Origin of the sequence: Hydrogenophaga borbori (assembly GCF_003417535.1) — a bacterium.
Lineage (GTDB): Bacteria > Pseudomonadota > Gammaproteobacteria > Burkholderiales > Burkholderiaceae_C > Hydrogenophaga > Hydrogenophaga borbori.
In genome coordinates this window covers 231,255-256,804 of the sequence record NZ_QVLS01000001.1, presented here as the reverse complement: position 1 = coordinate 256,804, position 25,550 = coordinate 231,255, and the positions used below count along the sequence as shown (strand labels likewise).

General features: G+C 69.8%; 27 protein-coding genes, 2 tRNA genes and 1 pseudogene. 19 read left to right on the top strand and 11 right to left on the bottom strand.

All coding sequences use genetic code 11. From position 1 onward, the window contains the following. Window positions 1–42: 42 nt before the first annotated feature. Both DY262_RS01245 and DY262_RS01240 read left to right on the top strand, forming a co-directional pair. A tRNA-Pro gene (locus DY262_RS01245) sits at window positions 43–119 on the top strand. Window positions 120–181: 62 nt separating this feature from the next. Further along, a tRNA-Arg gene (locus DY262_RS01240) sits at window positions 182–258 on the top strand. A 17-nt stretch (window positions 259–275) separates the two neighbouring features. Here the strand turns inward: DY262_RS01240 and DY262_RS01235 are convergent. Further along, window positions 276–872, bottom strand: coding sequence for an ATP-dependent Clp protease proteolytic subunit (locus DY262_RS01235; protein ID WP_116957176.1), 597 nt, complete (start codon window positions 870–872; stop codon window positions 276–278). A 55-nt stretch (window positions 873–927) separates the two neighbouring features. Here DY262_RS01235 and DY262_RS01230 point away from each other — a divergent pair, with 55 nt between their 5' ends. Continuing rightward, window positions 928–1,716, top strand: coding sequence for an RNA polymerase sigma factor (locus DY262_RS01230; RefSeq protein ID WP_116957175.1), 789 nt, complete (start codon window positions 928–930; stop codon window positions 1,714–1,716). A 121-nt stretch (window positions 1,717–1,837) separates the two neighbouring features. Then, entirely contained in the window at window positions 1,838–2,164 is a 327-nt protein-coding gene (locus DY262_RS01225; protein WP_116957174.1) for a DUF1330 domain-containing protein, read from the top strand. 138 nt (window positions 2,165–2,302) lie between these two features. On the opposite strand, the pseudogene DY262_RS01220 reads toward DY262_RS01225, so the two are convergent. Next, window positions 2,303–2,599 (bottom strand): annotated as a pseudogene (locus tag DY262_RS01220) (catalase); the annotation flags it as partial. A gap of 99 nt (window positions 2,600–2,698) precedes the next feature. On the opposite strand from DY262_RS01220, the gene DY262_RS01215 reads away from it, so the two are divergent. The 6 genes from DY262_RS01215 to DY262_RS01190 all read left to right on the top strand — a co-directional run bounded on the left by DY262_RS01215 (window position 2,699) and on the right by DY262_RS01190 (window position 7,873). Continuing rightward, window positions 2,699–3,187, top strand: coding sequence for a flavodoxin domain-containing protein (locus DY262_RS01215; RefSeq protein WP_245980762.1), 489 nt, complete (start codon window positions 2,699–2,701; stop codon window positions 3,185–3,187). 124 nt (window positions 3,188–3,311) lie between these two features. Next, the gene (locus DY262_RS01210; RefSeq protein ID WP_070400099.1) at window positions 3,312–4,499 is read left to right on the top strand and encodes an ABC transporter substrate-binding protein; all 1,188 of its coding nucleotides are present in this window, start codon (window positions 3,312–3,314) and stop codon (window positions 4,497–4,499) included. Window positions 4,500–4,561: 62 nt separating this feature from the next. After that, window positions 4,562–5,425: a branched-chain amino acid ABC transporter permease gene (locus DY262_RS01205; protein WP_116957172.1), complete on the top strand. Its 864-nt coding sequence runs from the start codon at window positions 4,562–4,564 to the stop codon at window positions 5,423–5,425. Next, window positions 5,422–6,405: a branched-chain amino acid ABC transporter permease gene (locus DY262_RS01200; RefSeq protein WP_116957171.1), complete on the top strand. Its 984-nt coding sequence runs from the start codon at window positions 5,422–5,424 to the stop codon at window positions 6,403–6,405. Before DY262_RS01205 ends, DY262_RS01200 begins: the two co-directional genes overlap by 4 nt. Further along, on the top strand, window positions 6,402–7,163 hold the full coding sequence (locus DY262_RS01195; RefSeq protein WP_116957170.1) for an ABC transporter ATP-binding protein: 762 nt from the start codon (window positions 6,402–6,404) through the stop codon (window positions 7,161–7,163). The genes DY262_RS01200 and DY262_RS01195 overlap by 4 nt, the downstream gene beginning before the upstream one ends. Then, the gene (locus DY262_RS01190; protein ID WP_416186961.1) at window positions 7,163–7,873 is read left to right on the top strand and encodes an ABC transporter ATP-binding protein; all 711 of its coding nucleotides are present in this window, start codon (window positions 7,163–7,165) and stop codon (window positions 7,871–7,873) included. Before DY262_RS01195 ends, DY262_RS01190 begins: the two co-directional genes overlap by 1 nt. Window positions 7,874–7,882: 9 nt before the next feature. Here DY262_RS01190 and DY262_RS01185 read toward each other — a convergent pair whose 3' ends face one another. After that, complete coding sequence (locus DY262_RS01185; protein ID WP_116957169.1) at window positions 7,883–8,659, bottom strand: IclR family transcriptional regulator domain-containing protein; 777 nt, start codon at window positions 8,657–8,659, stop codon at window positions 7,883–7,885. Between the two features lie 135 nt (window positions 8,660–8,794). On the opposite strand from DY262_RS01185, the gene pobA reads away from it, so the two are divergent. The 3 genes from pobA (at window position 8,795) to DY262_RS01170 (ending at window position 11,702) form a co-directional block, all read left to right on the top strand. Next, window positions 8,795–9,982 (top strand): 4-hydroxybenzoate 3-monooxygenase, encoded by a 1,188-nt coding sequence (gene pobA / locus DY262_RS01180; protein WP_116957168.1) that lies wholly within the window; start codon window positions 8,795–8,797, stop codon window positions 9,980–9,982. 144 nt (window positions 9,983–10,126) lie between these two features. Beyond that, complete coding sequence (locus tag DY262_RS01175) at window positions 10,127–11,017, top strand: CoA transferase (RefSeq protein ID WP_116957167.1); 891 nt, start codon at window positions 10,127–10,129, stop codon at window positions 11,015–11,017. Window positions 11,018–11,021: 4 nt separating this feature from the next. Beyond that, a complete protein-coding gene (locus tag DY262_RS01170) occupies window positions 11,022–11,702 on the top strand; it encodes a DUF1294 domain-containing protein (RefSeq protein ID WP_116957166.1) in 681 nt (226 codons plus the stop codon). 14 nt (window positions 11,703–11,716) lie between these two features. On the opposite strand, the gene DY262_RS01165 is transcribed toward DY262_RS01170, so the two are convergent. The 5 genes from DY262_RS01165 to DY262_RS01145 all read right to left on the bottom strand — a co-directional run bounded on the left by DY262_RS01165 (window position 11,717) and on the right by DY262_RS01145 (window position 16,983). Beyond that, window positions 11,717–14,041: a YgiQ family radical SAM protein gene (locus tag DY262_RS01165; protein ID WP_116957165.1), complete on the bottom strand. Its 2,325-nt coding sequence runs from the start codon at window positions 14,039–14,041 to the stop codon at window positions 11,717–11,719. Between the two features lie 91 nt (window positions 14,042–14,132). Next, a complete protein-coding gene (locus DY262_RS01160) occupies window positions 14,133–14,717 on the bottom strand; it encodes a GAF domain-containing protein (RefSeq protein ID WP_116957164.1) in 585 nt (194 codons plus the stop codon). A gap of 28 nt (window positions 14,718–14,745) precedes the next feature. Further along, complete coding sequence (locus DY262_RS01155) at window positions 14,746–15,225, bottom strand: MarR family winged helix-turn-helix transcriptional regulator (protein WP_116957163.1); 480 nt, start codon at window positions 15,223–15,225, stop codon at window positions 14,746–14,748. Continuing rightward, a complete protein-coding gene (locus DY262_RS01150; RefSeq protein WP_116957162.1) occupies window positions 15,215–15,412 on the bottom strand; it encodes a hypothetical protein in 198 nt (65 codons plus the stop codon). The genes DY262_RS01155 and DY262_RS01150 overlap by 11 nt, the downstream gene beginning before the upstream one ends. Continuing rightward, window positions 15,409–16,983 carry an FAD-dependent monooxygenase gene (locus tag DY262_RS01145; protein ID WP_116957529.1) on the bottom strand — a complete coding sequence of 525 codons (1,575 nt, stop codon included), beginning with the start codon at window positions 16,981–16,983 and terminating at the stop codon, window positions 15,409–15,411. Before DY262_RS01145 ends, DY262_RS01150 begins: the two co-directional genes overlap by 4 nt. A gap of 106 nt (window positions 16,984–17,089) precedes the next feature. Between DY262_RS01145 and DY262_RS01140 the strand changes: the two genes are divergently transcribed. The 6 genes from DY262_RS01140 to DY262_RS01115 all read left to right on the top strand — a co-directional run bounded on the left by DY262_RS01140 (window position 17,090) and on the right by DY262_RS01115 (window position 22,328). Further along, entirely contained in the window at window positions 17,090–17,998 is a 909-nt protein-coding gene (locus DY262_RS01140) for a crotonase/enoyl-CoA hydratase family protein (RefSeq protein WP_116957161.1), read from the top strand. Between the two features lie 112 nt (window positions 17,999–18,110). Continuing rightward, a complete protein-coding gene (locus DY262_RS01135) occupies window positions 18,111–18,668 on the top strand; it encodes a bactofilin family protein (protein WP_116957160.1) in 558 nt (185 codons plus the stop codon). Window positions 18,669–18,729: 61 nt separating this feature from the next. Next, on the top strand, window positions 18,730–20,442 hold the full coding sequence (locus tag DY262_RS01130) for an ExeA family protein (RefSeq protein WP_116957159.1): 1,713 nt from the start codon (window positions 18,730–18,732) through the stop codon (window positions 20,440–20,442). A gap of 7 nt (window positions 20,443–20,449) precedes the next feature. Next, window positions 20,450–21,148: a general secretion pathway protein GspB gene (locus DY262_RS22115; protein WP_116957158.1), complete on the top strand. Its 699-nt coding sequence runs from the start codon at window positions 20,450–20,452 to the stop codon at window positions 21,146–21,148. Between the two features lie 6 nt (window positions 21,149–21,154). Beyond that, window positions 21,155–21,781, top strand: coding sequence for an ABC transporter ATP-binding protein (locus DY262_RS01120; RefSeq protein WP_116957157.1), 627 nt, complete (start codon window positions 21,155–21,157; stop codon window positions 21,779–21,781). A gap of 211 nt (window positions 21,782–21,992) precedes the next feature. Beyond that, window positions 21,993–22,328: a hypothetical protein gene (locus DY262_RS01115; RefSeq protein WP_116957156.1), complete on the top strand. Its 336-nt coding sequence runs from the start codon at window positions 21,993–21,995 to the stop codon at window positions 22,326–22,328. 25 nt (window positions 22,329–22,353) lie between these two features. On the opposite strand, the gene DY262_RS01110 is transcribed toward DY262_RS01115, so the two are convergent. From DY262_RS01110 to DY262_RS01100, 3 genes are all read right to left on the bottom strand, one after another. Beyond that, a complete protein-coding gene (locus DY262_RS01110) occupies window positions 22,354–23,340 on the bottom strand; it encodes a LysR family transcriptional regulator (RefSeq protein ID WP_181936370.1) in 987 nt (328 codons plus the stop codon). Then, the gene (locus DY262_RS01105; protein WP_181936369.1) at window positions 23,337–24,290 is read right to left on the bottom strand and encodes a LysR family transcriptional regulator; all 954 of its coding nucleotides are present in this window, start codon (window positions 24,288–24,290) and stop codon (window positions 23,337–23,339) included. The genes DY262_RS01110 and DY262_RS01105 overlap by 4 nt, the downstream gene beginning before the upstream one ends. Window positions 24,291–24,377: 87 nt before the next feature. Further along, window positions 24,378–25,541 (bottom strand): acyl-CoA dehydrogenase family protein, encoded by a 1,164-nt coding sequence (locus DY262_RS01100; protein ID WP_116957153.1) that lies wholly within the window; start codon window positions 25,539–25,541, stop codon window positions 24,378–24,380. Window positions 25,542–25,550 lie beyond the last annotated feature (9 nt).

Here is a 25,550-nt window from a genome sequence, read left to right as displayed (position 1 = left end):
AGGAAAGCCCAGTTGTGCCTGCGGTTAGAATCCGCGCCTTGTCGGAGCGTAGCGCAGCCTGGTAGCGCATCTGCTTTGGGAGCAGAGGGTCGCGAGTTCGAATCCCGCCGCTCCGACCATTTCACACCAAGAACGAAGGCCCACCCCCGTGGGCCTTTTTTCCAGCGGCACCCGCACCGCACTGCCCGTAGCTCAACTGGATAGAGCAGCTGCCTTCTAAGCAGCAGGTCGGGGGTTCGAGTCCCTCCGGGCAGGCCAAAACGCCGTCTCCAAGCTCAGAGCCCCAATTCCTCGCGCCGCCGGATCACGCGCGACGCCAGGCCATAGGCGACGGCTTCCTGCGCCGGCATCCAGCGGTCGCGCTCGATGTCCTGGCGCACCCGCTCGAGGGGCTGGCCGGTTTCGCGCGCAATGACCTCGGCGATGCGCTCTCGGGCCTTGAGGATTTCCTGGGCCTGGATCGCCATGTCACTGGCGGCACCGCCCGCGCCGCCGCTGGGCTGGTGGATCAGGAAGCGCGTCTGGGGCAGGCAGACGCGGCGCTCGCGGGCCGCGCCCAGATAGAGGTGGGTGGCGGCGCTGCCCACCCAGCCCGTGCCGACCATGTGGACCGGCGAGGCCACGAAACGCACCACGTCGTGGATGGCGTCACCCGATTCGAGGTGGCCGCCCGGCGAAGAGACGACCAGGGTGATGGGCGCGCGCGCCTCGGCGTCCAGGGCCAGCAGCTTGCGCACCGTCTCCGCGGCCAGCGCATCGCTGATGGTGCCGAACACCAGCACGGTGCGGGCGCGAAAGGCCTTCTCCTCCAGGAAGGCGCTGTCCTGGGCGTTGGCGGGGCGGGTGGGCGTGTCGGTGTCCGGGGAAAGCATGGGAATCGCTCCTGTGTGTTAGCTTCATCCGGTAAACGAACGAGCGGGTTTTTTCGTGACACCTCCGGCCGACTCCCATCCCCTGATCGACGATGAAGCGCTGCGCCGCCGCCTGGTCGCGCTGGCGCGGCATTGGCTGGCGCACGGCGATGAAGCCGAAGACCTGGTGCAGGACACCTGGCTGCGCACCGCGCAGGGTGGCCTGCCGCCCGATGCCGGTGGCCGGGAGGCCTGGCTGGTCACCGTGTTGCGCCACCTGTGCATCGACGCCTGGCGACGGCGTCAGCGCTACCACGCCCTGCTGGAGCGGGCAGGTGACGGCGGCCTGGCAGCCGTCGAGAGCGAAGCGCCACAGGCACTGGCCGAACAGGCGCAACGGGTCGAGCAGGCCTTGCGGCATGTGGTCCACACATTGCCGGCGAACGAGGCCGCGGCCGTCCTGCTGGTCGAGGTATTCGACTTCAGCCACGCCGAGCTGGGGCGCCTGACCGGACGCAGCGAGGCGGCCTCGCGCCAGCAACTGCACCGCCTGTTGCAGCGCTTGCGCCGGCCGGCGGCACCGGCGCGGTCCTCGGACGAGGACACCGACTGCCTGCTGGCGCTGTGCCAGTGGGCGCTGGCGCAGCGCGATCCAGCGGGGCTGGTCGCCGTGTTGCAGGTGTCGAGTCCCCGGGCGATGGCCGCGTCAGCCGCTTTTGCGCCTGCCGGGCCGAGCGAGGCCGCTGCGCCAGCGCCGATCGCGCGCCTCGTGCAGTTCGGCGACTTCCTGGCCTTGCAGGTCCGCACACCGGCCGGGCTGGTGGCCTGTCTGCCGCTGGGCGAGGCGGTCCGCGAGGCGGTCTGACCCGACCCGGACCGAGGGCATGACCTCACAGGTCATCGCCAGCCGGAACACCCCAGGGGAAGATGAAGGCAGGCCAAGGGAAGCTCCCGAGGCCCACCCACCATCCGCCCGGAGATCCGCCATGAGTGCCTACGCCATCGCTCACCTGCGCCATGTCGAGTGGGGCCCCGACATCGTCACCTACATCCAGGAAATCACCGACACGCTGGACGCGCACGGCGGCCGCTTCCTGGTGCATGGCGACAACCCGGTGGTCATGGAAGGCCCCTTCCCCGGACACCTCGTGGTGATCGAGTTTCCGTCGATGGACCAGGCGCGCGCCTGGTACCAGTCCGATGCCTATCAGGCCATCCTGCCGCTGCGCACGCAAAACGCGGACGGCGCCACGGTGCTGGTGCAGGGGGTGGCGCCGGGCTATCGGGCGTCCGAACTGCTGGCCAAGCACTGAGCCGCACACCTGCGGCGGGTCATCGTGTGGCCATCTGGCGCCAGCGTGGCCACGCCCTCCTCGCCGTGCGGCCAGGCGAGCGCGCCGAACAGGACGCCCGGGTGGTTCTCCAGCGAGGCCGTGGCCTCCAGGTCCACCCCGAGCGCGGGCGATTGCCTCACTTCGGGTTGGGCCGGCCTGGAAGGGGCAGCCGCCGCCGAGCGAGTTGGGCTCGTAGGACACGCGGCCGCGGTGACTCTGCGTGTCCACGTACGAATGGATGCGCCCGGCCAGCAGCGGGTCGCTGGAGAAGTCGATGCCCGGCACCACGTTCGCGGTGCCAAACGCCACCTGCCCGGTTTCGGCGAAGAAGTTGTCGGGGTTGCGGTTGATCGCTAGGCGCCCCACGGGCCGCAGCGGCACCAGCTCCTCGGGCACGATCTTCGTCGCGGCCAGTGGGCCGGATGCCCGCCGCTGGCAAACGGCACGCCCAGCCGTCCCCGCTACGGGTTAACCCGGTGCCTCTCCCTCGGAACATGCACTAAAGTGCGTGTCATGCCCCCGATGCCCCCCGCCAAGCTGCTCATCCTCGTGGGCACCATGACCGACACGGCCACCTCCGTCGCGCGGGCCATCGAGATGGAGTGTGCCGACATGATCGGCGCCATCGAGGTGCGGATGATGGACGGGCTGGACCCCAGCGTCTTCGAGCAAGATGCACTTTACGTCATATGCACATCCACTTATGGCTCCGGTGACGTGCCCGACAACGCCCAGGCCTTCTGCGCCTCGCTCGACGCGCAGCCGCGCTACCTGGGTCATGTGCGCTTCGGCGTCATCGCCCTGGGCGACAGCGCGCAATACCCCATGACGTTCGCCAACGGCGGGCGCCAGTTCGATGAGCGCCTGCGCGACCTGGGCGCGGTGCGCGTGGGCGAGCCCTGCACGCTCGATGCCTCGACCGAGACCGCCCCCGAGGCGGCCGGCGCGGCCTGGTGCCGCGACTGGCTGGCGCTGGCGCTCGCGCCCAGCGAGGTGTCCTGAAGATCAAAACTGTTTGGAATTCAATCATTCAGGCTTCAAGCGGCTAGGGTAATTCTGGATCGCCAAGCCCCATGCCCCCACCTACAGTGAGCCGCAGTCTGACCACAACCCCAGGAGACCCCAGATGACCACCCGCCGCCTCGTTCTGACCCGCAGTGCCGCCGTCATTGGCGCCGCGTCCACCGGCCTGCTGCTGCCGCAGATCGCGCGCGCCCAGTCCGACAAGGTGCGCGTGGGCTTCATGCTGCCCTACACCGGCACCTTCGCGCAGCTCGGCGTGGCCATCGAGAACGGCTTTCGCATGGCCGTCAACGAACAAGGCGGCAAGCTCGGCGGGCGCGAGATCGAATTCTTCAAGGTCGACGACGAGTCCAACCCCGCCAAGGGCATCGAGAACGCCACCCGCCTGGTGCAGCGCGACAAGGTCGACGTGCTGATCGGCACCGTGCACTCGGGTGTGCAGATGGGCATCCACAAGGTGGCGCGCGAGTCCGGCGTGCTCAACCTCATCCCCAACGCCGGCGTGCACATCGCCACGCGCGCTCAGTGCGCGCCCAACGTGTTCCGCACCTCCTTCACCAACAGCCAGCCCACGCTGGCCCTGGGCAAGCCCATGATGGAGAAAGGCCACAAGAAGGCCGTGTGGATCTCCTGGGCCTACGCCGCCGGCGACGAGGCCTTCGAAGGTTTCGAAAAGAGCTACACCGAGGCGGGCGGCCAGATCGTCAAGAAGCTGAGTCTGCCCTTCCCCAACGTGGAGTTCCAGGCCCTGCTGACCGAGATCGCCGCCATCAAGCCCGACGCCGTGGCCTGCTTCTTCGCCGGCGGCGGCGCGGCCAAGTTCCTGCGCGACTACCATGCGGCCGGCCTGAGCAAGAACATCCAGCTCTGGGGCTCGGGCTTCCTCACCGAAGGCGTGCTCGACGCCGCCGGTGACGCCGCCAACGGCGTGCTCACCACCATGCACTACAGCGACTCGCTGGACACGCCGCGCAACAAGAAATTCCGCCTCGACTACGCCAAGGCCTTCAAGCTGCAGCCCGACGTCTACGCCGTCCAGGGCTACGACACCGGCCTGCTCATGGTCAAGGGCGCCAACGCCGTCAAGGGCGACCTGAACAACAAGCAGGCCCTGTACGCGGCCATGCGCGGCGCCGAGATCGACAGCCCGCGCGGCAAGTGGAAGATGAGCCCGGCGCACAACCCGATCCAGGACATGTACCTGCGCCGCGTGGAAAACGGCGAGAACAAGGTGATCGGCATCGCCGCCAAGGCCGTGGCCGATCCGGCCACCGGCTGCCGCATGGCCTGAAGCTTGCGTCCTCCCTCCTGCAAGCCGGCGCCCTAGCGGCGCCGGTTTGACGTCTGCACCCCATGGACTTCGCCAACTTCCTCATCCAGCTCCTCAACAGCGTCCAGTACGGGCTGCTGCTGTTCATGCTGGCCGCCGGCCTCACGCTGATTTTCGGCATCATGGGCGTGGTCAACCTCGCGCACGGCAGCTTCTACATGATCGGCGCCTACCTCGCGTGGTACCTCAGCTCGCAGCTGGGCAGCCTCACGCTGGCCATCGTGCTGGGCACGGTGCTCGCGGTCATCTTCGGCTGGCTGCTGGAGTGGCTGCTGTTCCGCCACTTCTATCACCGCGACCACCTCGACCAGGTGCTGCTCACCTTCGGCCTGATCTACATCTTCGAGGAGATGCGCTCCATCTTCTGGGGCGACGACGTGCACGCCGTGCAGGTGCCCGAAGTGCTGAACTGGTCCATCCCCTTGACCGACACCCTCTCCTACCCCGTCTACCGCCTGGTGATGTCGGGCATCTGCCTGCTGCTGGCGGTGGGGCTGTACCTGCTCATCAGCAAGACCCGCCTGGGCATGAAGATCCGCGCCGGCGCCTTCAACCGCGAGATGGCCGAGTCGCTGGGCGTGAACATCCGGCTCATTCATGGCGTGGTGTTCGCGTTGGGCGTGGGCCTGGCCGCCATCGCCGGCATGATCGCCTCGCCCATCGCCAGCGTGTACCCGGGCATGGGCAGCTCGGTGCTCATCATGTGTTTCGTGGTCGTGGTCATCGGCGGCATCGGCTCGGTGCGCGGCGCGCTCGTGGCCGCGCTGCTGGTGGGCCTGGTCGACACCTTCGGCAAGGTGCTGGTGCCGCAGATCGCCGGCATGGCCGTCTACATGCTCATGGCCCTCGTGCTGCTCTACAAACCCGAAGGGCTCTTCAAGCAATGAGCACCGCCAAGGCCCAACTCGAAAAACTGCCGCGCAGCATCCAGTTCGTGCTCGCCCTGGGCGCGATCGCGCTGGCGGCCTTCCCGCTGCTGCCCGTGGAGGGCGGCGACTTCTACCTCGGCATGCTCTCGCAGATGATGATCCTGGCCATCTTCGCGATGAGCCTGGACCTGCTGCAGGGCGTGACCGGCCTGGTCTCGCTCGGCCACGCGGCCTTCTTCGGCCTGGCCGGCTACGCGCTGGCCTTTGTCACGCCACAGGACGCGCCCATCGCGCTGTGGTGGTCGCTGCCGCTGGCCGCCGCCGCCGCCGGCCTGGCCGCGCTGGTCATCGGCTTCTTCGTGGTGCGCACCCACGGCATCTACTTCATCATGGTGACCATGGCCTTCGCGCAGATGGTCTATTTCCTGTTCTTCGACAACAAGGCCCTGGGCGGCTCGGACGGCATCTACGTCACCTTCCGTCCCGACGCCACTGCCCTGGGCATCGATCTCGACAACAAGCTGGTCTTCTACTACTTCACGCTGGCGGTGCTGCTGGCGCTGTACTTCGCGCTGCGCCGCCTGCTGTTTTCGCCTTTCGGCCGCGTGCTGGCGGGCATCCGCGTGAACGAGCACCGCATGCGCGCCGTGGGCTACGGAACCTTCGGCTACAAGCTCACGGCCTTCACGCTGGCCGGCGCACTGGCCGGTGTGGCGGGCTACCTGTGGGCCGCGCAGACCGGCTTCGTGAACCCCGAGCTCATGGGCTTCCACATGAGCGCGCACGCGATCATGATGGTCATCCTGGGCGGCATGGGCAATTTCGCGGGCGCCATCGTCGGCGCCTTCGCCTTCGAGTACGTGATGCACGTCTTCAAAGACCTGACCAAGCACTGGCAGTTGCTCATGGGCGGCTTCATCGTGCTGGTGGTGATCGTGGCGCCGCGCGGCCTGCTGGGCCTGGTCGAGCGCTTCACCCAGCGCGGGGGGAAGTCATGAGCGATCCGCTGCTCTCCGCGAAGAACCTCACCAAGCGCTTCGGCGGCCTGGCCGCCGTGAGCGATGTATCGGTCGATCTGCACCGCGGCCGCATCCACGCGGTCATCGGACCCAACGGCGCGGGCAAGTCCACGCTGACCAACCTGCTCTCGGGCGACCTGCCGCCCAGCAGCGGGCAGATCCGGCTCAACGGCGAGAACATCACCGGGCGATCGCCAGAACGCATCGCCCGCCAGGGCCTGGGCCGCAGCTACCAGAAGACCAACATCTTCCTGCCCTTCACGGTGTGGGACAACGTGCGCCTCGCCGCGCAGTCGCGCGAGCGGCACGCGGCCTTCAACCCGCTGCACTGGTTCAGCGCCGCCAGCCGGCTGACGAACGCGAACCAGCGCTGCGAGCGCGCGCTGGAACTCGCGGGCCTCACCGCGCGCGCGAGCAGCGTCGCGGCAGCCATCAGCCACGGCGAGCAGCGCCAGCTGGAGATCGCCATGACCCTGGCCACCGAGCCCACGGTGCTGCTGCTCGACGAGCCCCTGGCCGGCATGGGCGCCGCCGAGGCCGAGTCCATGGTGGCGCTGCTGCAGCGCCTCAAGGGCGAGCACGCCATCATGCTGGTGGAACACGACATGGACGCCGTGTTCGCACTGGCCGAGGTGCTCACCGTCATGGTCAACGGCCAGGTGATCGCCAGCGGCACGCCCGAGCAGATCCGCAACGACGCCGGCGTGCAGGCCGCCTACCTGGGCGAGGAACACTGATGACGGCGCTGATTGAAGCCAAGGGCCTGCACACCCACTATGGGCAGAGCCACATCCTGCGCGGCGTGGATTTCCACGTGGGTGCGGGCCAGACCATCGGCCTGATGGGCCGCAACGGCATGGGCAAGACCACGCTGCTCAAGTCGCTGATGGGCATCGTCAAGCCCAGCGGCGGCACCGTGCAGGTGAAGGGCCGGAACATGACCGGCGCCACGCCCTACGCCGTGGCGCGCGAAGGCATCGCCTACGTGCCCGAAGGGCGCGGCATCTTCGGCAACCTGAGCGTGAAGGAAAACCTGGTGATGGCGGCGCGGCCGGGCAGCCGGGGCCAGCGCGAGTGGACCTACGAGCGCGTGCTCGAGACCTTCCCGCGCCTGGCCGAGCGCCTGGGCCACGGCGGCCAGCAGCTCAGCGGCGGCGAGCAGCAGATGCTCACCATCGGCCGCGCGCTGATGACCAATCCGGACCTGCTCATCCTCGACGAGGCCACCGAAGGCCTGGCGCCGCTGATCGCGCGCGAGATCTGGCGCATCTGCGGCCTGATCCGCGACAGCGGCATCAGCAGCGTCATCGTCGACAAGAACTGGAAACACGTGACCCAGATCACCGACCGCAACCTGATCCTGGTCAAGGGCGAGGTGGTGTTCGAGGGCAGCACCGAGGCGCTGCTGGCGCAGCCGGGGCTGCTGGAGCAGCACCTGGGGGTCTGAGCCCGCCGCCTAGAGCAGCGGCCGCAGCTCGCGCGCGGCGTCCATGAGCACCGGCAGCAGCTCGCGCCGCAGGCCGGCTGCGTCCATGCGGCCCGGCGACACCACCACGTTGAGCGCGGCCAGGGTCTCGCCTTTCATGTTGCGCAACGGCACGGCGAGCGCAATCACGCCGATTTCGTGCTCCTCGCTCGCGATCGCGAAGTCGTCGCGGCGCACGGTGTCGATCACCGCGCGGAAGGCCTTGGGCTCGTCCGTGGTGCGCGGCGTCAGGCGCGGCAGCGACCGGCCCTTGAGCCAGGACGTGAAGGCTGTGCGCGGCAGCGCCGCCAGCAGCACCCGCCCGGTGGAGGTGGCGTGCGCCGGCATGCGCGAGCCCAGGTGCAGGCCATAGGGCATAAGGCGCGGCGCGCCCGGTGCGGCGCTGCGCGCCACGATCACCACCTCGTCGCCGTCCAGCACCACCGCCGAAAACGACTCGCGCGTGGCCGAGGCCAGGCGGTTCAGCGTGGGCTGCACCAGGCGCGGCAGGCGCGCCGAAGACAGGTAGCTGCCCGAAAAGCGCAGCACCTTGGGCGAGAGCCAGTAGTGGCTGCCGTCGGTGTCCAGGTAGCCCAGGTGGGCCAGGGTGAGCAGGTGCCGCCGCGCGGCCGCGCGCGTGAGGCCGGCGCGCTCGGCCGCCTGCGTGGCGTTCAAGCGCTGGCGCTCGGTGTCGAAACTCTCGAGCACGGCCAGGCCCTTGGCCATGCCCTCGATGAAGTCGGCCTTGGCGATGGTCGGGTCGGGCATGGCGGGGCGCTCCAGGAAGTGCGCGATGATCGCACAAAGCGCGCGATGATCGCGCAATGCCCGCCAGCGGTGCTTGTGGCGGGCGCAGCGGCGCCCTAGCCTGCGGGTTTCGCCCGTTCCCCGGAGACAAGACCCATGCGAACTCAGGTCGCCATCATCGGCGCCGGCCCCTCGGGGCTGTTGCTCGGCCAGCTGCTGCACAAGGCCGGCATCGACAACGTCATCATCGAACGCCAGAGCCCCGACTACGTGCTGGGCCGCATCCGCGCCGGCATCCTGGAGCAGATCATGGTCGACCTGCTGCACGAGGCCGGCGTGGGCGAGCGCGTGGCCAAGGAAGGCACCGTGCACCACAGCATCGAGCTGGTCTACAAGAACACGCGCCACCCGATCGACGTGACTGGCCTCACCCAAGGCAAGGTGGTCACGGCCTACGGGCAGACCGAGATCACGCGCGACCTGATGGACGCGCGCCAGGCCGCCGGCCTGCCCACCGTCTACAACGCCGCCAACGTCAGCGTCCACGGCTTCGACGGCGCCAAGCCCAGCGTACGCTACGAGAAAGACGGCCAGACGCACGAACTGCAGTGCGACTTCATTGCCGGCTGCGATGGCTTTCACGGCGTCTGCCGCGCCAGCGTGCAGGACTCGATCACCGAATACGAGAAGGTTTACCCCTTCGGCTGGATCGGCGTGCTGGCCGACGTGCCGCCGGTGTCGCCGCACGCGGTGGTGTACGCCAACAGCGAGCGCGGCTTCGGCCTGTGCTCCATGCGCAGCCTCACGCGCAGCCGCTACTACGTGCAGTGCCCCATCGACGACAAGGTCGAGCAGTGGAGCGACGACCGCTTCTGGGACGAGCTGCGCCGCCGCCTCGACCCGGCCATGGCCGAGGCCATCGTCACCGGCCCCAGCATCGAAAAGAGCATCGCACCGCTGCGCAGCTTCGTCGCCGAGCCCATGCGCTTCGGCCGCCTGTTCCTGGCGGGCGACGCCGCGCACATCGTGCCGCCCACGGGCGCCAAGGGCCTGAACCTGGCGGCCAGCGACGTGAAGTACCTCTCCACCGCCTTCATCGAGCACTACCGCGAGAAAAGCGACGCCGGCATCGACCACTACTCGCAGCGCGCGCTGGCGCGCGTGTGGCGCGCCGAGCGCTTCAGCTGGTGGCTCACCTCGCTGATGCACCGCTTCCCCGACACCGGCGGCTTTGGCCAGAAGGTGCAGGAAGCCGAGCTGGAGTACCTGGTGAACTCCGAGGCCATGTCGCGCTCGCTCGCGGAAAACTACGTGGGCCTGCCGCTAGACTTCGGCCAGAAGTAGACCCCACGCCCGCCGGGCTTCGCGAGCCCCCTCCAGGGGCGACGCCTGCGCGGCCCGGCCCAGCCGGTGCCGCGGTGCCTCGGGGTCGGGCCATCGCCGGCGTTACAGTGGCCGCACCGTCAACCGACCTGCGGCCACTGTTCTATGCCCACCACCCGAAGCCCTCAGCCCCTGCGCGGCGTGCGCGTGCTCAGCCTCGCGCTCAATCTGCCCGGTCCAGCCGCCCTCATGCGGCTGCGCGCCCTGGGCGCGGCCTGCACCAAGCTGGAACCGCCCGCGCGCGAGGGCACCAGCGGCGACCCCATGGGCCAGTACAACCCCCCGGCCTACGCGCGCATGCACGAGGGCGTGAAGCGGCTGACCGCCGACCTCAAGACCGAGGCCGGCCAGGCCGCGCTGCACAAGCAGCTGCTGCGCACCGACGTGCTGCTGACCTCGTTCCGCCCCTCGGCCCTGGCCAAGCTGGGCCTGTCGTGGCCGGCGCTGCGCAAGCGCTACCCGGCGCTGGCCATGGTGAGCATCGTGGGCGCGCCCGGCGAACGCGCCGAGGAGCCTGGCCACGACCTCACCTACCTGGCCGACGCCGGCCTGGTGACCGGCCTGGACCTGCCGGCCACGCTGTTCGCCGACATGGGCGGCGCGCTGATGGCCGCCGAGGCGGTGCTCAAGGCCGTGCTGCTGCTGCGCTCCACGGGGCGCGGCAGCGCCCATGAGGTGGCCCTGTCCGACGCCGCCGCCTGGCTCGCGCTGCCGCGCAGCTGGGGCCTGACCCAGCCGACGGGGGCGGTGGGTGGCGCCCACGCGGGCTACCGCGTCTACCCCTGCAAGGACGGGCGCGTGGCCGTGGCCGCGCTGGAGCCGCACTTCGCCGCCGCGCTGTGCGAGGCGGCGGGCGTGGCCGACGGCCAGCGGATGAAGACCCTGTTCGCACCCGCCACGCACGAAGCCATCGCGCGCTTTCTGGCGGGTCGCACGCGCGCGCAACTGGATCGGCTGGCGGTCGAGCGCGACATCCCGATGCACACGCTGGCCTGAGGCCATGAGGAAGCAAGGCACCATCGTCCACTGGGACGCCGAGCGCGCGTCCGGTTTCATCCGCAGTCCCGACACCGCCGCCGAGGTGTACTTCCACCTGCGCGACTACGAAGGCCCACACCCCATCGTGCCGGGCACGGCGGTGGTGTATGAGGAGATCGTGGTCGGCGGCAAGGGGCCGCGCGCGCTGTCGATCAAGTTGCCGCCCCCGCCGCCGCTGCGCGAGGCCGGCGCCCCCAGCGGGCCGGCGCCCGAGCTGGTGCTGGCGCCGGCCGGCACGTCCAAGGCCCAGCGCTGGCGCGAGGAACGCGCGCAGCGCCGCCAGACCCGGGTGGCCCTGGGCCTGCTGGGCGGCTGGCTGCTGCTGTGGCTCATCGGCGTCGCCGCCGGCCGCCTTCCCTGGGTGGTGCTCACCGGTGTGGTGCTGGTGAACATCGCCACCTTCTTCCTGTACTGGCGCGACCAGCACGTGATGACGGAGGGCGGTGCGCCCTGGCCCCTGGCACTGCTGCACGCGGCGGCCGCGCTGGGCGGCTGGCCAGCGGCCTGGCTGGCCCGGCAGTCGCTTCGACACCGCCTGGACGACAGGCCCTTCCAGCAGACCTTCGTGGCCTGCGCCGTGTTCAACGTGGTCGCCCTGCTGGTCTGGGTGGCCTGGCCGCTGTTCGCCGGCGGCGGCGCCTGAACGCCTGAGCGCCTTCAGCGTGGCTTGGGCCGCCGCGCCGCGCCGATGCCGGCGCGCGGCGGCAGGCCGGTGTGCTGCGTCAGCATCTGCCCCTTGCGCGGCGCGGGCGCCGCGGCTGGCGCGCGGGCGGTGGGCGTGCTGTTCTTGCGCCGCGCGCTCTGGTAGCCGCCGTCGGTGAGCGGCTGGAACGTGGGGATGAGGTGGTGCTTGCCGTTGCCGATGAGGTCGGCGCGGCCCATGGCCTTGAGCGCCTCGCGCAGCAGCGGCCAGTTGTTGGGGTCGTGGTAGCGCAGGAAGGCCTTGTGCAGGCGGCGGCGCTTCTCGCCGCGCACGATGTCCACGCGCTCGCCGCGTTCGTCGCGGTGAATGCCCTTGAGCGGGTTCAGGCCCGAGTGGTACATGGCCGTGGCGGTGGCCATGGGGCTGGGGTAGAAGGTCTGCACCTGGTCGGCGCGAAAGCCATTCTTCTTGAGCCACAGCGCGAGGTTCATCATGTCCTCGTCGCTGGTGCCCGGGTGCGCGGCGATGAAGTACGGGATGAGGAATTGCTTCTTGCCCGCTTCCTCGCTGTACTTCTCGAACATCTGCTTGAAGCGGTCGTAGCTGCCGATGCCGGGCTTCATCATCTTCGACAGCGGGCCGGTCTCGGTATGCTCGGGCGCGATCTTCAGGTAGCCACCCACATGGTGCTGCACCAGTTCCTTCACGTACTCGGGGCTCTTGATCGCGAGGTCGTAGCGCAGGCCCGAGCCGATGAGGATCTTCTTGATGCCCGGCAGCGCCCGCGCGCGGCGGTAGATGCGCACCAGCGGCCCGTGGTCGGTCGTGAGGTTCTGGCAGATGCCGGGATAGACGCAGCTGGGCTTGCGGCAGGCGGCCTCGATCTCGGGGCTGGCGCAGCCCAGGCGGTACATGTTGGCCGTGGGGCCGCCGAGGTCGCTGATGACGCCGGTGAAGCCCTCGACCTTGTCGCGGATCTCCTCGACCTCTTTCAGGATGGAGGCCTGGGAGCGGCTCTGGATGATGCGGCCCTCGTGCTCGGTGATGGAGCAGAAGGTGCAGCCACCGAAGCAGCCGCGCATGATGTTCACGCTGAAGCGGATCATCTCCCACGCCGGGATCTTGGTTTCACCGTCGTGGCGGCCCTGCGCGTCGGCATAGGCCGGGTGCGGGCTGCGCGCGTACGGCAGGTCGAACACGTGGTCCATCTCGGCCGTGGTCAGCGGAATGGGCGGCGGGTTGATCCAGACATCGCGCGCGGTCGCCCCCTCGCCGTGCGCCTGCACCAGGGCGCGCGCGTTGCCCGGGTTGGCCTCCACGTGCAGCACGCGGTTGGCGTGGGCGTAGAGCACGGCGTCGCTCTTGACCTGTTCGTAGCTGGGCAGGCGGATCACGCTGCGATCGCGCGGCGGGCGCTTGGCCTTGCCCTGCAGCGCGGGGTTGGGCACGAAGTTCAGCGGTTGGATCGAGGCGCCCTGCGTCGCCGGCGCTTGCGCGGCCTCGTCCTTCGCGCACGATTGGCCCGCCGACTGCGCCTGCTCGCTCGTGGTCTGGTAAGGGTTGATGTGCGCGTCTACCGGACCGGGCTGGTCCACCTCGCTGGAATCGATCTCGAACCAGCCCTCGGCCGACGGATCCCCCGGGCGGCGCACGAAGGCCGTGCCCCGCACGTCGGTGATGCGCTCGATGGGCTCGCGCGCCGCGAGCCGGTGCGCCACCTCGACCAGCGCGCGTTCGGCGTTGCCATAGAGCAGCAGATCGCACTTGCTGTCCACCACCACCGAGCGGCGCACCTTGTCGCTCCAGTAGTCGTAATGCGCGATACGGCGCAGGCTGCCTTCGATGCCACCGAGCACGATGGGCACATCCTTGTACGCCTCGCGGCAGCGTTGGCTGTAGACGATGGCGGCGCGATCGGGGCGCTTGCCGCCCGCATCGCCGGGCGTGTAGGCGTCGTCGCTGCGGATCTTCCGGTCGGCGGTGTACCGGTTGATCATGGAATCCATGTTGCCGGCCGTCACGCCCCAGAACAGGTTCGGTTTGCCGAGGGCCTTGAAAGGCTCGGCACTCTGCCAGTCGGGCTGGGCGATGATGCCCACGCGAAAGCCCTGCGCCTCGAGCACGCGGCCGATGACCGCCATGCCGAAGCTGGGGTGGTCCACGTAGGCGTCGCCGGTGACGATGATGACGTCGCAGCTGTCCCAGCCGAGCGCGTCCATCTCGGCCCGGCTCATGGGCAGGAAGGGCGCGGTGCCTAAGCGCTTGGCCCAGTAGGGCCGGTAGCTGGTGAGCGGCTTGGCGTTGCGCGCGAAGAGGGAGACGTCGATGGGAGCGTTCATGGGTGGGCGCGAACCCATGGCGGGCGCAGCGGGGCGAAGGACACGATTTTACCGGCGCCCCCCTTTTCCCGCTGCCCGCGGGCCATCCCGCCTAGCGGGACTTGAGCGTCCAGTCGGGCACGCTGGCCGGCATCGGCCGTGCCTGGCGCCGGGTCTCCAGCCGCTGCGCGGCCAGCCGCGCGGTGAGCTTGAGTTTGGCCAGGTCCTCGGGGTTGGGCCGGCCATGGGCCTCGAAGCTGAAGCAGCACAGCGTGCCGTAGACCTCGCCGCTGGACAGCACCAGCGGCGTGCTGATGTGGGTGCCGATGGGAAACGGCAGGTCCTTGAGCAGCGGCGATGCGGCGGGATCGCGCTTCGCGTCGGCGATGTACTGCGGCAGTCGGCCGTCGACCACGCGCTGGCACCAGCTCTCCTCCAGCCACGCGCCCTCGCCTTCGGCGATCACGCCCACGCCGGGCGCTTGGGCCACCTGGCGGAACACGCGCCGGCCATTGACGAATTCGGAGACGAAGACCACGTCCATCTGCAGGCGCTCGCGAAGCAGGCGCAGCACCTCGCCGATGGCCGCGTCCAATTCCGCGTCGGTCTGGTCGGACGTGGCCACCAACAACTCGGACACCCGCACTTCAAGCGAATCGGCACCGAAATCCGTGGGAGCAAAAGGGTTGCGTTTCATGAGGGGCGTTATAGCGACGATGCGCGTATCAAGGTGTATCGCCTCCGGAGCCCCCCGGGCGGCGCGGCACCGCGTGCGCGATCAGCCGGTCCACCAAGCCGAGCAACTGCCGCCGCTCGGCCGCCCCCAGGCAGCCCATGATTTCGCGGTTGCGGCGGTCGATCAGGCGCAGCGCGCGCGCGTGCAGTGCACGCCCCGGGCGCGACAGGCGCAAGACCACGGCGCGCGCGTCGGTCTCGCTGGGCGCCTTGATGACGCTGCCGCGCTCCACCAGCATCTGCGCGGCGCGGCTGGCCTGCGCCTTGTCCAGGTGGGCGTGCGCGGCCAGGTCGTTCACCGACAGCGGTTCGAAGGCGCCGATCGCGGCCAGGGCGCGCGCTTCGGCCACGCCCAGGCCCAATTCGCCCGCGTAGGCGGCGGCGGTCGCGGCATCGGTGAGCTTGCCCAGGCGGTGCAGGCGCCAGCTCAGTTGCTGCTCCAGCGGCAGCGGCTTGGCGTCAGCGTCCATGCAAAGGCTCCTGCAGGCAGCGTTCGCGCGCCCGCTCGATCAGGGGCAGGGCCTGCGCGGCGCTGTCCAGCCGGCCCAGCAGCGACAGGCTCAGCATGGCCAGCAGCAGCGGGGCCTGCTGTTCACCCACCTCGCCCAGGGCGCGGCACAGCGCGGTATAGCTCGTGTCGAGATCGGCATCGGTCATTCGAGGACTCCAGAGGATTGCAGGGCCGCACGCAATGGCGCGGTGTCCAAGCCGCGCCAGCGGCCCATCACGTAGCCGTCGGGACGCACCAGCACCAGGGCGGGCTCGGTACCGGCCGGCAGACCATAGCGCCGCCAGGCCTGGCCGTGCGGGTCGGCTGTGGGGTGGATGGGCAGGGCCTCCACGTCGCGCGGCAAGCCGCCCTCGGGTGGGCCGTTGAACACCAGCGCCACGAAGCCACGACCGAAACGGCTGCTGAGGTGAAAGGCGTGGCCGTGCGCGTCGCGCAGCAAGGCCTCTGGCGCGGGGGCGCCGGGCATGGCCTGCGCGCTCGCCCATTCGCCAGACTCGCCAGCGTTGAGCGGCGAGCCCAGGTACTGGATGGCCGAGGACTGGCGTGGGTTGATCAAGGGGCGAACGGCCTCGTCGTCCAGCGCGAGGCGCAGCGCGGCCTCGCGCATCAGGCGAAAGGCGAAATCGGGCGGCGCCATGAATTCGGTGCTCTTGGCGCCATAGGCGATGTTCTCGCGCGTGGCATGCACGCGCTCCACGCTGTAGCTGTCGAGCAGCGCCTCGGGCGAAGTGCCGCGCACCACGCGGGCCAGCTTCCAGGCCAGGTTGCCGGCGTCGTCGAGGCCGGAGTTGAGCCCGCGCACGCCGAAGATGGGCACCAGGTGGGCGGCGTCGCCCGCGAAGAACACACGGCCATGGCGGTAGCTGGGCAGCGTGAGGCACTTGGCGTTGTAGATCGAGATCCACAGCGGCTCCCAGGGCTCGGTCTCGCCGATCATCTCGAGGTGGCTGCGCACGCGTGGCAATACGTTCTCCGGCTTGACCGCCTCGGCCGGGTCTTCGTCGTCGCGGATCTGGTAGTCGATGCGCCAGACGTCGTCGGGCTGGCGGTGCATGAGGATGGTGGAGCCAGGGTTGGACGGCGGGTCGAACCAGGCCAGGCGCTCCACCGGGCGCTGCGTCTTCTGGCGGATGTCGACGATGACGTAGCGGCCCTCGTATTGCGTGCCCTCCAACTGCAGGTTCAGCTGCTCGCGCACGGCGCTGCGCCCACCGTCGCAGGCCAGCAGCCAGTCGGCGCGCACGCGCCGGTAGCCGCGCGGCGACTCGATGTCGACCAGCACGTCGCGCTCGCGCGCCTGAACGCGCTGCACACGCTCGCCCCAGCGCACGGTCGTGCCATCGACGCCCCCTTCGTCGATGGCGCGGTGCGCGTATTCCTCGACATAGAACTGCTGGATGTTCACCATGGGCGCGAAGCGCTGCGTGGGCTCGCTGGGCATCTCGAAACGCAACACCTCGCTCTGGCGGAAATGGCTGCGACCGGCGGTCCAGCCCAGGCCCTTGGCCACCAGCGGCGCGTCGGCGCCCACCCAGCCCAGGATCTCCTGCGAGCGGCGCGAGATGCAGATGGCGCGGCTGCCGGTGCAATAGCCCTCGTCGGCCTCGATCACCTGGCTGCGGATGCCCTGGCGCGACAGCAGCGCGGCCAGCGTGAGGCCCACCGGGCCGCCACCGGCGATGAGCACCGGAACGTGTTCTTCGGTTATCTGGTCCATGAACGGTTCACCCATTTAGTTGCGCACGCAACTGTATCGCCTCCGCGACTCCGCGCCACAACCACCCGTCGATAAGATGGTTTTCACACCAACGAAGGAGACAGCCATGCCGAACTTCAACACCCTGCGCATCGACCAGGATCCCAGGAACCCGCGCGTGGCGCGCCTGCTGCTCAACCGCCCTGAACGACTCAATGCCATCAACGACGACACTCCGCGCGAGCTCCGCGCGGCGGTGGAATGGGCCAACGCCAACGACGACGTGCATGTCATCCTGGTCGAGGGAGCGGGCAAGGGCTTCTGCGGCGGCTACGACCTCTCTCACTTCGGCGAAGGCGACATCGACCACCCCTGTCAGCAGGAGCGCCACCCCTGGGACCCCCTCGACGACTACGCCTTCATGAAGCGCAACACCGAGGACTTCATGAGCCTGTGGCGCAGCCCCAAGCCCACCATCGCCAAGGTCCATGGCGCGGCCGTGGCCGGCGGCAGCGACATCGCCTTGTGCTGCGACCTGCTGGTGATGGCCGAGGACGCGCGCATCGGCTACATGCCCACGCGCGTGTGGGGCTGCCCCACCACGGCCATGTGGACCTACCGCCTGGGGCCCACGCGCGCCAAGCAGCTCATGTTCACCGGTGACCTGATCGATGGCCGCACCGCCGCCGATTGGGGCCTGGCCAACGAAGCCGTGCCGCTCGACCAGCTGGAGACGCGCGCCTTGGCCCTGGCCGAGCGCATCGCGGGCGTGCCGCGCTCGCACCTGGCCATGCACAAGATGGTGGTCAACCAGGTGCTGCTCACCATGGGACTGGAGCAGACGCAATCCTTGGCCACGCTGTTCGACGGCATCACGCGCCACAACCCCGAAGGCCTGTGGTTCCGCCGCTATGCGCAAGACCAGGGCTTCAAGGCCGCCGTGCAGTGGCGCGACAGCGGCCGACCCATTCCAGAAGGCGATGAAGCCCGAGCGCTGATCCGCGAGATGGAGGATCGCCGGCGTACCAACCGCTGAGAACCGCTGGTCGTCCGTTCATCTCGACACAGCTCTTACGGGACAGGCGCGAATGTAAGGGCCATGCTCCCTAGCATGGGGACTTCTGCCCACTACACCTCAGGAGAAACCCATGGCACTGCACTTCGGCAAACGCGACAACGAGCCTTCCCGCCCTCTGGGCAGCGGCGGCATGGCCACACCGCGCAACACGGCTTACGGTCAATCACAAACCTCCGCCAGCACCAGCGCCCCGGTGGCCGCCCAGGAGACCGAAGTGAAACCCAGCACCAGCGCCACGCCCACCACCCCCGAAGGCGGCAGCAAGCTCACCGTCGGGCCGAACATCAAGCTCAAGGGCGTGGAGATCACCGACTGCGACACGCTGGTGGTCGAGGGCACGGTCGAGGCGACCATGGACTCGCGCGTGATCCAGATCGCGCAGCAAGGCGCCTTCAAGGGCTCTTGCGAGGTCGACCTGGCCGAGATCTACGGCACCATCGACGGCAACCTCACGGTGCGCCAGAAGCTGGTGATCCACGCCACGGGCAAGGTCACCGGCCGCATCCGCTACGGCAAGATCGTCATCGAGGAAGGCGGCCAGCTTTCGGGTGACGTCGAGTGCGCCGCCAACGGCGCGGCCAAGGCGTCGTCGTCCGGCACCAAGCCGTCGATGCAGCTCGCGGCCTAAGGTCGCGCCCAACCCCGGTGGGCGGTTTGCCCGCCCCGGGGGGCCCCGGTATGCTCGGGGCATGTACGCCGAGTTTTTCGGGCTCCAGAGCGACCCGTTTTCGATCGCGCCCGACCCCCGCTACCTGTTCATGAGCGAGCGCCACCGTGAAGCGCTCGCTCATCTGCTCTATGGCGTGCGGGGCGGTGGCGGCTTCGTGCTGCTCAGCGGCGAGATCGGCGCCGGCAAGACCACCATCTGCCGCTGCTTCCTGGAGCAGGTACCCGACAACTGCAACGTCGCGTACATCTTCAATCCGCGCTTGACGGTCGCGGACCTGCTCAAGTCCATCTGCCGCGAGTTCCGCATCGAGGTCAAGCACGAAGGCCTGGGCCCGGCCACGGTGCACGACCACCTCGATCCGCTCAACGAATTCCTGCTGGCCAGCCACGCGCGTGGCGAGCGAAACCTGCTCATCATCGACGAGGCGCAGAACCTCACGCCCCACGTACTGGAGCAACTGCGCCTGCTCACCAACCTGGAAACCAGCGAGCGCAAGCTGCTGCAGATCATTCTCATTGGCCAGCCCGAGCTGCGCGGCATCGTGGCGCGGCCCGAACTGGAGCAGTTGGCCCAGCGCGTGATCGCGCGCTTCCACCTCGACGCCCTGGACGCCGCCGAGACGCGCCAGTACATCCAGCACCGCCTGCAGGTGGCTGGCCTCAAGGGCCCACTGCCGTTCTCCCCGGCCGCCATCGAGCGCATCCATGAGCTGTCGCGCGGTGTGCCGCGCCGCATCAACCTGCTGTGCGACCGCGCCCTGCTCGGCGCCTACGCGAATGGGCAGAACCGCGTCGAGCGCCCGGTGGTCGACAAGGCCGCCGGCGAGGTGTTCGAGAGCGCTGGCTCCCCACCACCGCCTCGGCGCGCCCGTCCGATGGGTGCCGCGCGACCCGCCGGCCTGGGCACCGCGGGCCTGGGCGCATTGGCCGGCGCCGTCGTGGGCGCCTTGGTCGCCGCCGCGGTGCTGTGGTTCTGGCTGCAGCGGTCGGGCACGCCGGCCGCCGCCGGGCCCGCCACCCCAGTGGCCGCTCCCGTGGCCGCCGCCGCGGTCGCCCCTGCCGTCACCGACCACCCCGCCACCAGCCCCACGGCCCCGCCCGACCCCGCCACGACCCGCGATCCCGCCCCCACCCCCGGCTGGCCCGCGGGCGATGCCCTGCTGGCCAATGAGGCCGAGGCCTGGCGCGAACTGGCCCCACTGTGGGGCGCCGCGCTCGCCGACGGTGGCGACCCCTGCGAACACGCCCTGGCTGGCGGGCTGCAGTGCTACCGCACCACACGCATGACCGTGCATGGCCTGCGCCAGCTCGATCGCCCCGGCATCCTGAACCTGCGCCTGCCCGGCGGCGACAGCGGCCGGCTGCTGCTCACCGCCCTGGGCGAGGACAGCGCCGTACTGGCCCGCGGCGAGCGCCGCTGGCGCGTGCCCCTGACCGAACTGGCCGAGGCCTGGCGCGGCGACTACGCCACGCTGTGGCGACTGCCCCCCGGCCACACCGGCCGCCTGGCCGATGGCCGCGACGGCCCGGCTGGCCGCTGGCTCGGCGAGCGCATCGCGGCCTTGCAGGCCAGCGGCCGGGTGCCCGCCTCGGGCCAGGACCTGGCGGCGCGCCTGCTGGCCTTCCAGCGCGCGCAGGGCATCGACGCCGGTGGCCCGGCGGGCCCGGTGACCTTCATGCAGATCAACCTGGCCAGCGGGGTGGATGAGCCCCGGCTGCTGCCGCGCTCCTGAGCCACCGATGTCCTACATCCTCGACGCCCTGCGCCGCGCCGACGCCGAACGCGAACGCGGTCGCGTGCCGGGCCTGCACACCCAGGTGCCGCCCTCGCGAACCACCGAACCGCCGGCGGCGCGAGGCGCGCGGCCCTCGCGCGGCCCGCTGTGGATCGGCCTCGGTGTGCTGGCGGCCGCCATCGCCGGCATCGCCTGGTGGCTGATGCGCGACGGCGCTTCGGCGCCGCCCCCCGGCCCGGTGACCCAGGCCCCCTCGTCGGCACCGGCGTTCCAACCCGAGCCGCCGCCGGCACCGCCGCCCCGCATGGGCGTGGCCCCTGCCCCGGCGCCGGCCGCGCCCGTGCAGCCCATCCTGGCGCCGCAACCGCCACCGCCCGCTCCGTCCGCCGCGCCGGTGCGCCCACCCACCCCGCCCGTGCCGCCGCCCCCGGCCACGCCCGCGCCAACGCCCGCTCCCACCGTCAGCGGCGACACCCACCTGCCACGCGTGAACGAGCTCGGCCCAGCCGCGCGGGCGGCCCTGCCGCCGCTCAAGCTCAGCGGCAGCACCTACGCCGACAACCCCAAGCTGCGCATGCTCATCGTCGACGGCCAGGTGGTGCAGGAAGGCCAGGACATCGTGCCGGGGCTCAAGCTGGAGTCGATCGGCCCGCGCAGCGCGGTCATCGTTCACCAGGGCCAGCGGCTGCGCCTGCCCTACTGACCCAAGATGACCCCGCTGCTGCGCGCCGAACACCTGCGCTTCGCCTGGCCCGGCGGCCGGCCGCTGTTCGACGGCTTCTCGCTGGCACTCGGCCCCGGCCTCACCTGGGTCACCGGCGACGACGGCTGTGGCAAAAGCACCCTGCTGTCGCTGCTCGCGGGTGCCCAGACGCCCCAGGCTGGGCGGCTGTGGGCGGCTGGGCACTGGGCCGACGAGGACCCGGTGGCCTACCGCCGCCAGGTGTTCTGGATCGACCCCCAGACCGAAGCCCACGACGCCCTGCCCGCCGCTGGCTACCTGGAGGGCGTGAGCGCGCATTGGCCGGGCCTGAGCGACGCCGCCCTGGCCGATCTCGTGGACGGCTTCGGCCTGGCCGAGCACCTGCACAAGCCGCTGTACATGCTGTCCACGGGCAGCCGGCGCAAGGTCTGGCTCACCGCCGCGCTGGCGGCGGGCGCGCCCGTCACGCTCATCGACCAGCCGTTCGCCGCGCTGGACGCCCCATCGGCCCGTTTTCTGGCCGACTGCCTGACCGAGGTCGCCGAGCACCCCCGCCGCGCCTGGGTGGTGGCCGATCACGCCGCCCCGCCAAATACCCCCGAGGGGTTGATTCTGAGCCTGAGCGGCACCTGAGGCACAGGCGAATGGCGCGGACCTACTGCCCGCGCAGTACTTTGACGGCCTCATAGGGCCGGTTCTGGCCGGTTTTTAGCGCTGCTAAATCGTCCTTGCGAACTTCGAAATCGACAGGGTGACGGGGGCCACCTAGATTCGCGTCCATGCCGAGCCGGGGCCAGTCGCCGCCCACCAGGTTGCCGGCCGCCGTTGGAATCCAGGAGCCACCATGAGCCATGCCGCCTTTGCCGAGTCGCAACTGACCGCTTCCATGCTCGACATGCTGATGGCGCGTTGGCAGACAGCGCCCCGCCCAGCGACCCCGCCGCACGAATCTCCCGCCGACGCCATGGAACGCGCGCGCGGCATCGTCGTCCAGACGGTAGGCCACTACGTGAACTACCTGGAGGCCTCGGACCAAGCGCTCTACGCGGCGCTGATCTCCCTCACCGACGCCGAAGCCCTGCGCCAATTGTTCTTCGAGTGCTTTGACCTCATGGTCAGGACCCGAGGCCCGGCCATCGCCGTGCTGCGCGTGCACGAGCTCTACCGCCTCATGCGCTGACAGCAGCCGTTCCATGCGCCGGCTTCTAGGCCGCCACCACAGGATCCGGCGCCACGTGTTCCCGCAATCGGTCCCGCAGCCAGCGGTGGGGCGGGCTTTGGTGGGTGCGGTGGTGCCACACCATGTAGTTCGGGCGCCAGGACCGGGGCAGTTCGGGCGGCAAGGGCAATAGCCTCAGTCCCGGAGCGCGTCGGCGCAGATCGGCTCCATCGATGGGCGCCACCGTAGCCAAGCGATCCGTCGTGGACAAGATGTGGGCCAGACGATCGATGGGATAGACCACACTGCACGACCGCGGGGGCAGGCCAACGCTCTTGAGCCAGCGGTCTATGGGCAGCCCGCCGGCCTCGGTGACGCGCATCGTCACCGAGGCCAACAAGTGGTGCTCGGCCAGGTATTGCTGCAGGCTCAAGCTGTCGCCGATGCGCGGATGCGCCACGCTGAGGCAGCAATGGGTGGCCGTGGTCACCGGCAATTGCTCGGCGTGCAAATCCGGTGCGTCCTCGGGAGGCGGCCATGCGGTCAGCAAGACATCGGCGCTCGCGGTTTGCAGCCCCGCATAGCCCCCCGTGGCTGCGTCGGGCTCGCGCACGTCGAGCCGCACATGCGGCGCCAGGGTGACGATGGCGCTGTAGCAGGCGTTCAGGTCGATCCGCGTGAAGCCCTCGGCGCTCATGACCCGCAGGTGCGCCTCGCCGCTGGCGGGATCGAAGGGCGCGCCCGAGGTGACGTCCTGCCACAGATGCACCATTTCCCGGAAGGACGCCAGCACGCCCTGCCCCAGGGGCGTGGCCACGTAGTCCATGCCCTGGCGCCGCACGAGCTCGTCGCCGAAGAACTCGCGCAGTCGCTGCAGCGACTGGCTGGCCGCCGGCGGCGTGAGGCCCATGCGCTCCGCGGCCTGGCTCAGGCTCTGCGCGTCCAGCAAGGCCACCATCAGCGCGATCTGGCGCATGTCTGCCGTGTTGATGGCGCGCGCAACGCGCGACGCACCGAGACGTTCGGTATTCACCCAGGCACCTCCATCGACCGGCCCGCGGCCCGCGACACCATCCGCAGGCGTTCTCGCAGCCATTGGTGAGGACGGCTGCTATCGGTTCGCTCATGCCAGATCATGTAGAGCTCGCTGCGCACCGCCGGAAAGTCGGGGGGCAACGGCAGGCTGCGCACCTGGCTCAGCAGCGCCACCACCACGCGGGCACCGTCGGCCGACATCGTCATGAGAAAGTCGCCCCGCGACACCAACTGCAGGCAGGTCCACAGGGACTGCACGTAGGTCGAGCGGCGCAGAACCTCGCCCCGCGCCTGCAAGGCCGCGTCCAGCGGGCTGCGCGAGGTGGCGTCGAGGTTGCGGTAGTGCGCCACCAGGTGCTCCTCGGCCAGGTACTGCGCCAGGCTGATGCGCTCACCCACGCGAGGGTGCGACTTGCTCAGCAGCACGTGCGTCAATGCGTGCGAACAGAGCAGTTCATGGCGCATGTCCCGCGCATCCAGCGGCGGCGGGGCGCTGGCGCAGAGCACATCGAGCCGGCCCGCGCGCAGCAGCTGGAAGTCGACCGCGTTGTACAGGGGCACCTGCAGATCCAGCCGCGCCTGCGGCGCCTGTTCGCGCAGATCGGCCTGCAGGCGCACGAAATCGGGCAAGGCCGAGTGGCCCACGCAGGCCACGTTGAACCGCAGTGCGCTCTCGGACGGGTCGAAGCCCTGCACGGCCTGCAGGCTCTCGTGCCAGCGCTTGACGATGGTCCGAATGCCCCCGATCACACGCTCGCCGTGGGACGTGAGCCGGTAGGCATTGCCGTGCCGCACATACACCTCTTCCGCGAACGCGGCGCGCAATCGGCTGAGGGACTGGCTGGCGGCCGACGGCGTCATGCCCAGGCGGGCCGCTGCCTCGCTGAGGCTTTGCGTATCGATCAGTTCGCACATCAGGGCCAACTGCTTGATGTCGGCGTTTTTCATGGCCAAGCGCTCCAGCAACCACCGTGCCGAGCCACAGCCTACACCCATGCCAGCGGCTTGACATGACCGGTGGGGGACCGCGCGCCGTCAGCGCCCCCCCAGGCCCATCTGCCGGGAGATCAGCTCCTTCATGATCTCGTTGGTGCCGCCATAGATGCGCTGCACGCGCGCGTCGGCGTAGGCGCGCGTTATGGGGTATTCCCACATGAAACCGTAGCCACCGTGCAACTGCACGCACTCGTCCATCACCTTGCATTGCAGGTCGGAGCACCAGTACTTGGCCATGCTGGCGGTGGCCGAGTCGAGTCGGTTCTCGTTGACGAGCTCGCAGCACTTGTCCACGAACACGCGCGCCACCTGCACCTCGGTCTGCAGCTCGGCCAGGGTGTAGCGCGTGTTCTGGAAGGCCGCCACCGTGGCACCAAACGCCTTGCGCTCCTTCACGTACTGCACGGTCCAGTCGATGGCGGCCTGGGCCGCCGCCACCGCGCCGATGGCGATCTGCAGCCGCTCCCAGGGCAGTTGCTCCATCAGGCAGACGAAGCCCCGCCCCAGAAAGTCCGGCCCGCCAAGCACGTTTTCGGCCGGTACCGCCACGTTGTGGAAGAACAGCTCGGAGGTGTCCTGCGCCTTCAGGCCCAGCTTCTTCAGGCGCTTGCCCTTGTCGAAACCGGGCATACCGCGCTCCACCAACAGCAGCGTGGTGCCTTTGGCGCCGGCCGAAGGATCGGTCTTGGCGACGACGATCACCAGGTCGGCGTGCCAGCCGTTGGTGATGAAAGTCTTGCTGCCGTTGAGGCGGTAGCTGCCGTCGGGCTGCACCAGGGCCGTGCTCTGGATGCCCTGCAGGTCGCTGCCGGCCGCGGGCTCGCTCATGGCGATGGCGCCCACCATTTCGCCGCTGGCCAGCCGCGGCAGGTACCTCTGCTTCTGCGCCTCGGTGCCGTAGTGCAGGATGTAAGGCGCCACGATCTCGCTGTGCAGCCCGAAGCCGATGCCGCTGAAGCCGCCGCGCGCCAGCGCCTCCATCTGCACCACCGAGTAGAGCCGGTCGGCGCCCGCGCCGCCATAGGCCTCGGGCATGGACGGACACAGGAAGCCGTTGGCCCCGGCCTTTCGCCAGACCTCGCGGTCCACGTAGCCTTGCTCCTCCCAGGCCTCGTGGAAGGGCGCGATCTCCTTGTCGACGAAGCGCTGGAAGGCGTCGGCGAAGGCCTGGTGGTCGCTGTTGAAGAGGGTGCGTTCGATCATGCTGTCACC

Bases quoted from the DNA above. Each gene is read 5' to 3' on its own strand.
- DY262_RS01235 (WP_116957176.1), bottom strand. From the start codon at position 872: ATGCTTTCCCCGGACACCGACACGCCCACCCGCCCCGCCAACGCCCAG.
- DY262_RS01225 (WP_116957174.1), top strand. From the start codon at position 1,838: ATGAGTGCCTACGCCATCGCTCACCTGCGCCATGTCGAGTGGGGCCCC.
- DY262_RS01215 (WP_245980762.1), top strand. From the start codon at position 2,699: ATGCCCCCGATGCCCCCCGCCAAGCTGCTCATCCTCGTGGGCACCATG.
- DY262_RS01210 (WP_070400099.1), top strand. From the start codon at position 3,312: ATGACCACCCGCCGCCTCGTTCTGACCCGCAGTGCCGCCGTCATTGGC.
- DY262_RS01205 (WP_116957172.1), top strand. From the start codon at position 4,562: ATGGACTTCGCCAACTTCCTCATCCAGCTCCTCAACAGCGTCCAGTAC.
- DY262_RS01200 (WP_116957171.1), top strand. From the start codon at position 5,422: ATGAGCACCGCCAAGGCCCAACTCGAAAAACTGCCGCGCAGCATCCAG.
- DY262_RS01195 (WP_116957170.1), top strand. From the start codon at position 6,402: ATGAGCGATCCGCTGCTCTCCGCGAAGAACCTCACCAAGCGCTTCGGC.
- DY262_RS01190 (WP_416186961.1), top strand. From the start codon at position 7,163: ATGACGGCGCTGATTGAAGCCAAGGGCCTGCACACCCACTATGGGCAG.
- DY262_RS01185 (WP_116957169.1), bottom strand. From the start codon at position 8,659: ATGCCCGACCCGACCATCGCCAAGGCCGACTTCATCGAGGGCATGGCC.
- pobA (WP_116957168.1), top strand. From the start codon at position 8,795: ATGCGAACTCAGGTCGCCATCATCGGCGCCGGCCCCTCGGGGCTGTTG.
- DY262_RS01175 (WP_116957167.1), top strand. From the start codon at position 10,127: ATGCCCACCACCCGAAGCCCTCAGCCCCTGCGCGGCGTGCGCGTGCTC.
- DY262_RS01170 (WP_116957166.1), top strand. From the start codon at position 11,022: ATGAGGAAGCAAGGCACCATCGTCCACTGGGACGCCGAGCGCGCGTCC.
- DY262_RS01165 (WP_116957165.1), bottom strand. From the start codon at position 14,041: ATGAACGCTCCCATCGACGTCTCCCTCTTCGCGCGCAACGCCAAGCCG.
- DY262_RS01160 (WP_116957164.1), bottom strand. From the start codon at position 14,717: ATGAAACGCAACCCTTTTGCTCCCACGGATTTCGGTGCCGATTCGCTT.
- DY262_RS01155 (WP_116957163.1), bottom strand. From the start codon at position 15,225: ATGGACGCTGACGCCAAGCCGCTGCCGCTGGAGCAGCAACTGAGCTGG.
- DY262_RS01150 (WP_116957162.1), bottom strand. From the start codon at position 15,412: ATGACCGATGCCGATCTCGACACGAGCTATACCGCGCTGTGCCGCGCC.
- DY262_RS01145 (WP_116957529.1), bottom strand. From the start codon at position 16,983: ATGGACCAGATAACCGAAGAACACGTTCCGGTGCTCATCGCCGGTGGC.
- DY262_RS01140 (WP_116957161.1), top strand. From the start codon at position 17,090: ATGCCGAACTTCAACACCCTGCGCATCGACCAGGATCCCAGGAACCCG.
- DY262_RS01135 (WP_116957160.1), top strand. From the start codon at position 18,111: ATGGCACTGCACTTCGGCAAACGCGACAACGAGCCTTCCCGCCCTCTG.
- DY262_RS01130 (WP_116957159.1), top strand. From the start codon at position 18,730: ATGTACGCCGAGTTTTTCGGGCTCCAGAGCGACCCGTTTTCGATCGCG.
- DY262_RS22115 (WP_116957158.1), top strand. From the start codon at position 20,450: ATGTCCTACATCCTCGACGCCCTGCGCCGCGCCGACGCCGAACGCGAA.
- DY262_RS01120 (WP_116957157.1), top strand. From the start codon at position 21,155: ATGACCCCGCTGCTGCGCGCCGAACACCTGCGCTTCGCCTGGCCCGGC.
- DY262_RS01115 (WP_116957156.1), top strand. From the start codon at position 21,993: ATGAGCCATGCCGCCTTTGCCGAGTCGCAACTGACCGCTTCCATGCTC.
- DY262_RS01105 (WP_181936369.1), bottom strand. From the start codon at position 24,290: ATGAAAAACGCCGACATCAAGCAGTTGGCCCTGATGTGCGAACTGATC.
- DY262_RS01100 (WP_116957153.1), bottom strand. From the start codon at position 25,541: ATGATCGAACGCACCCTCTTCAACAGCGACCACCAGGCCTTCGCCGAC.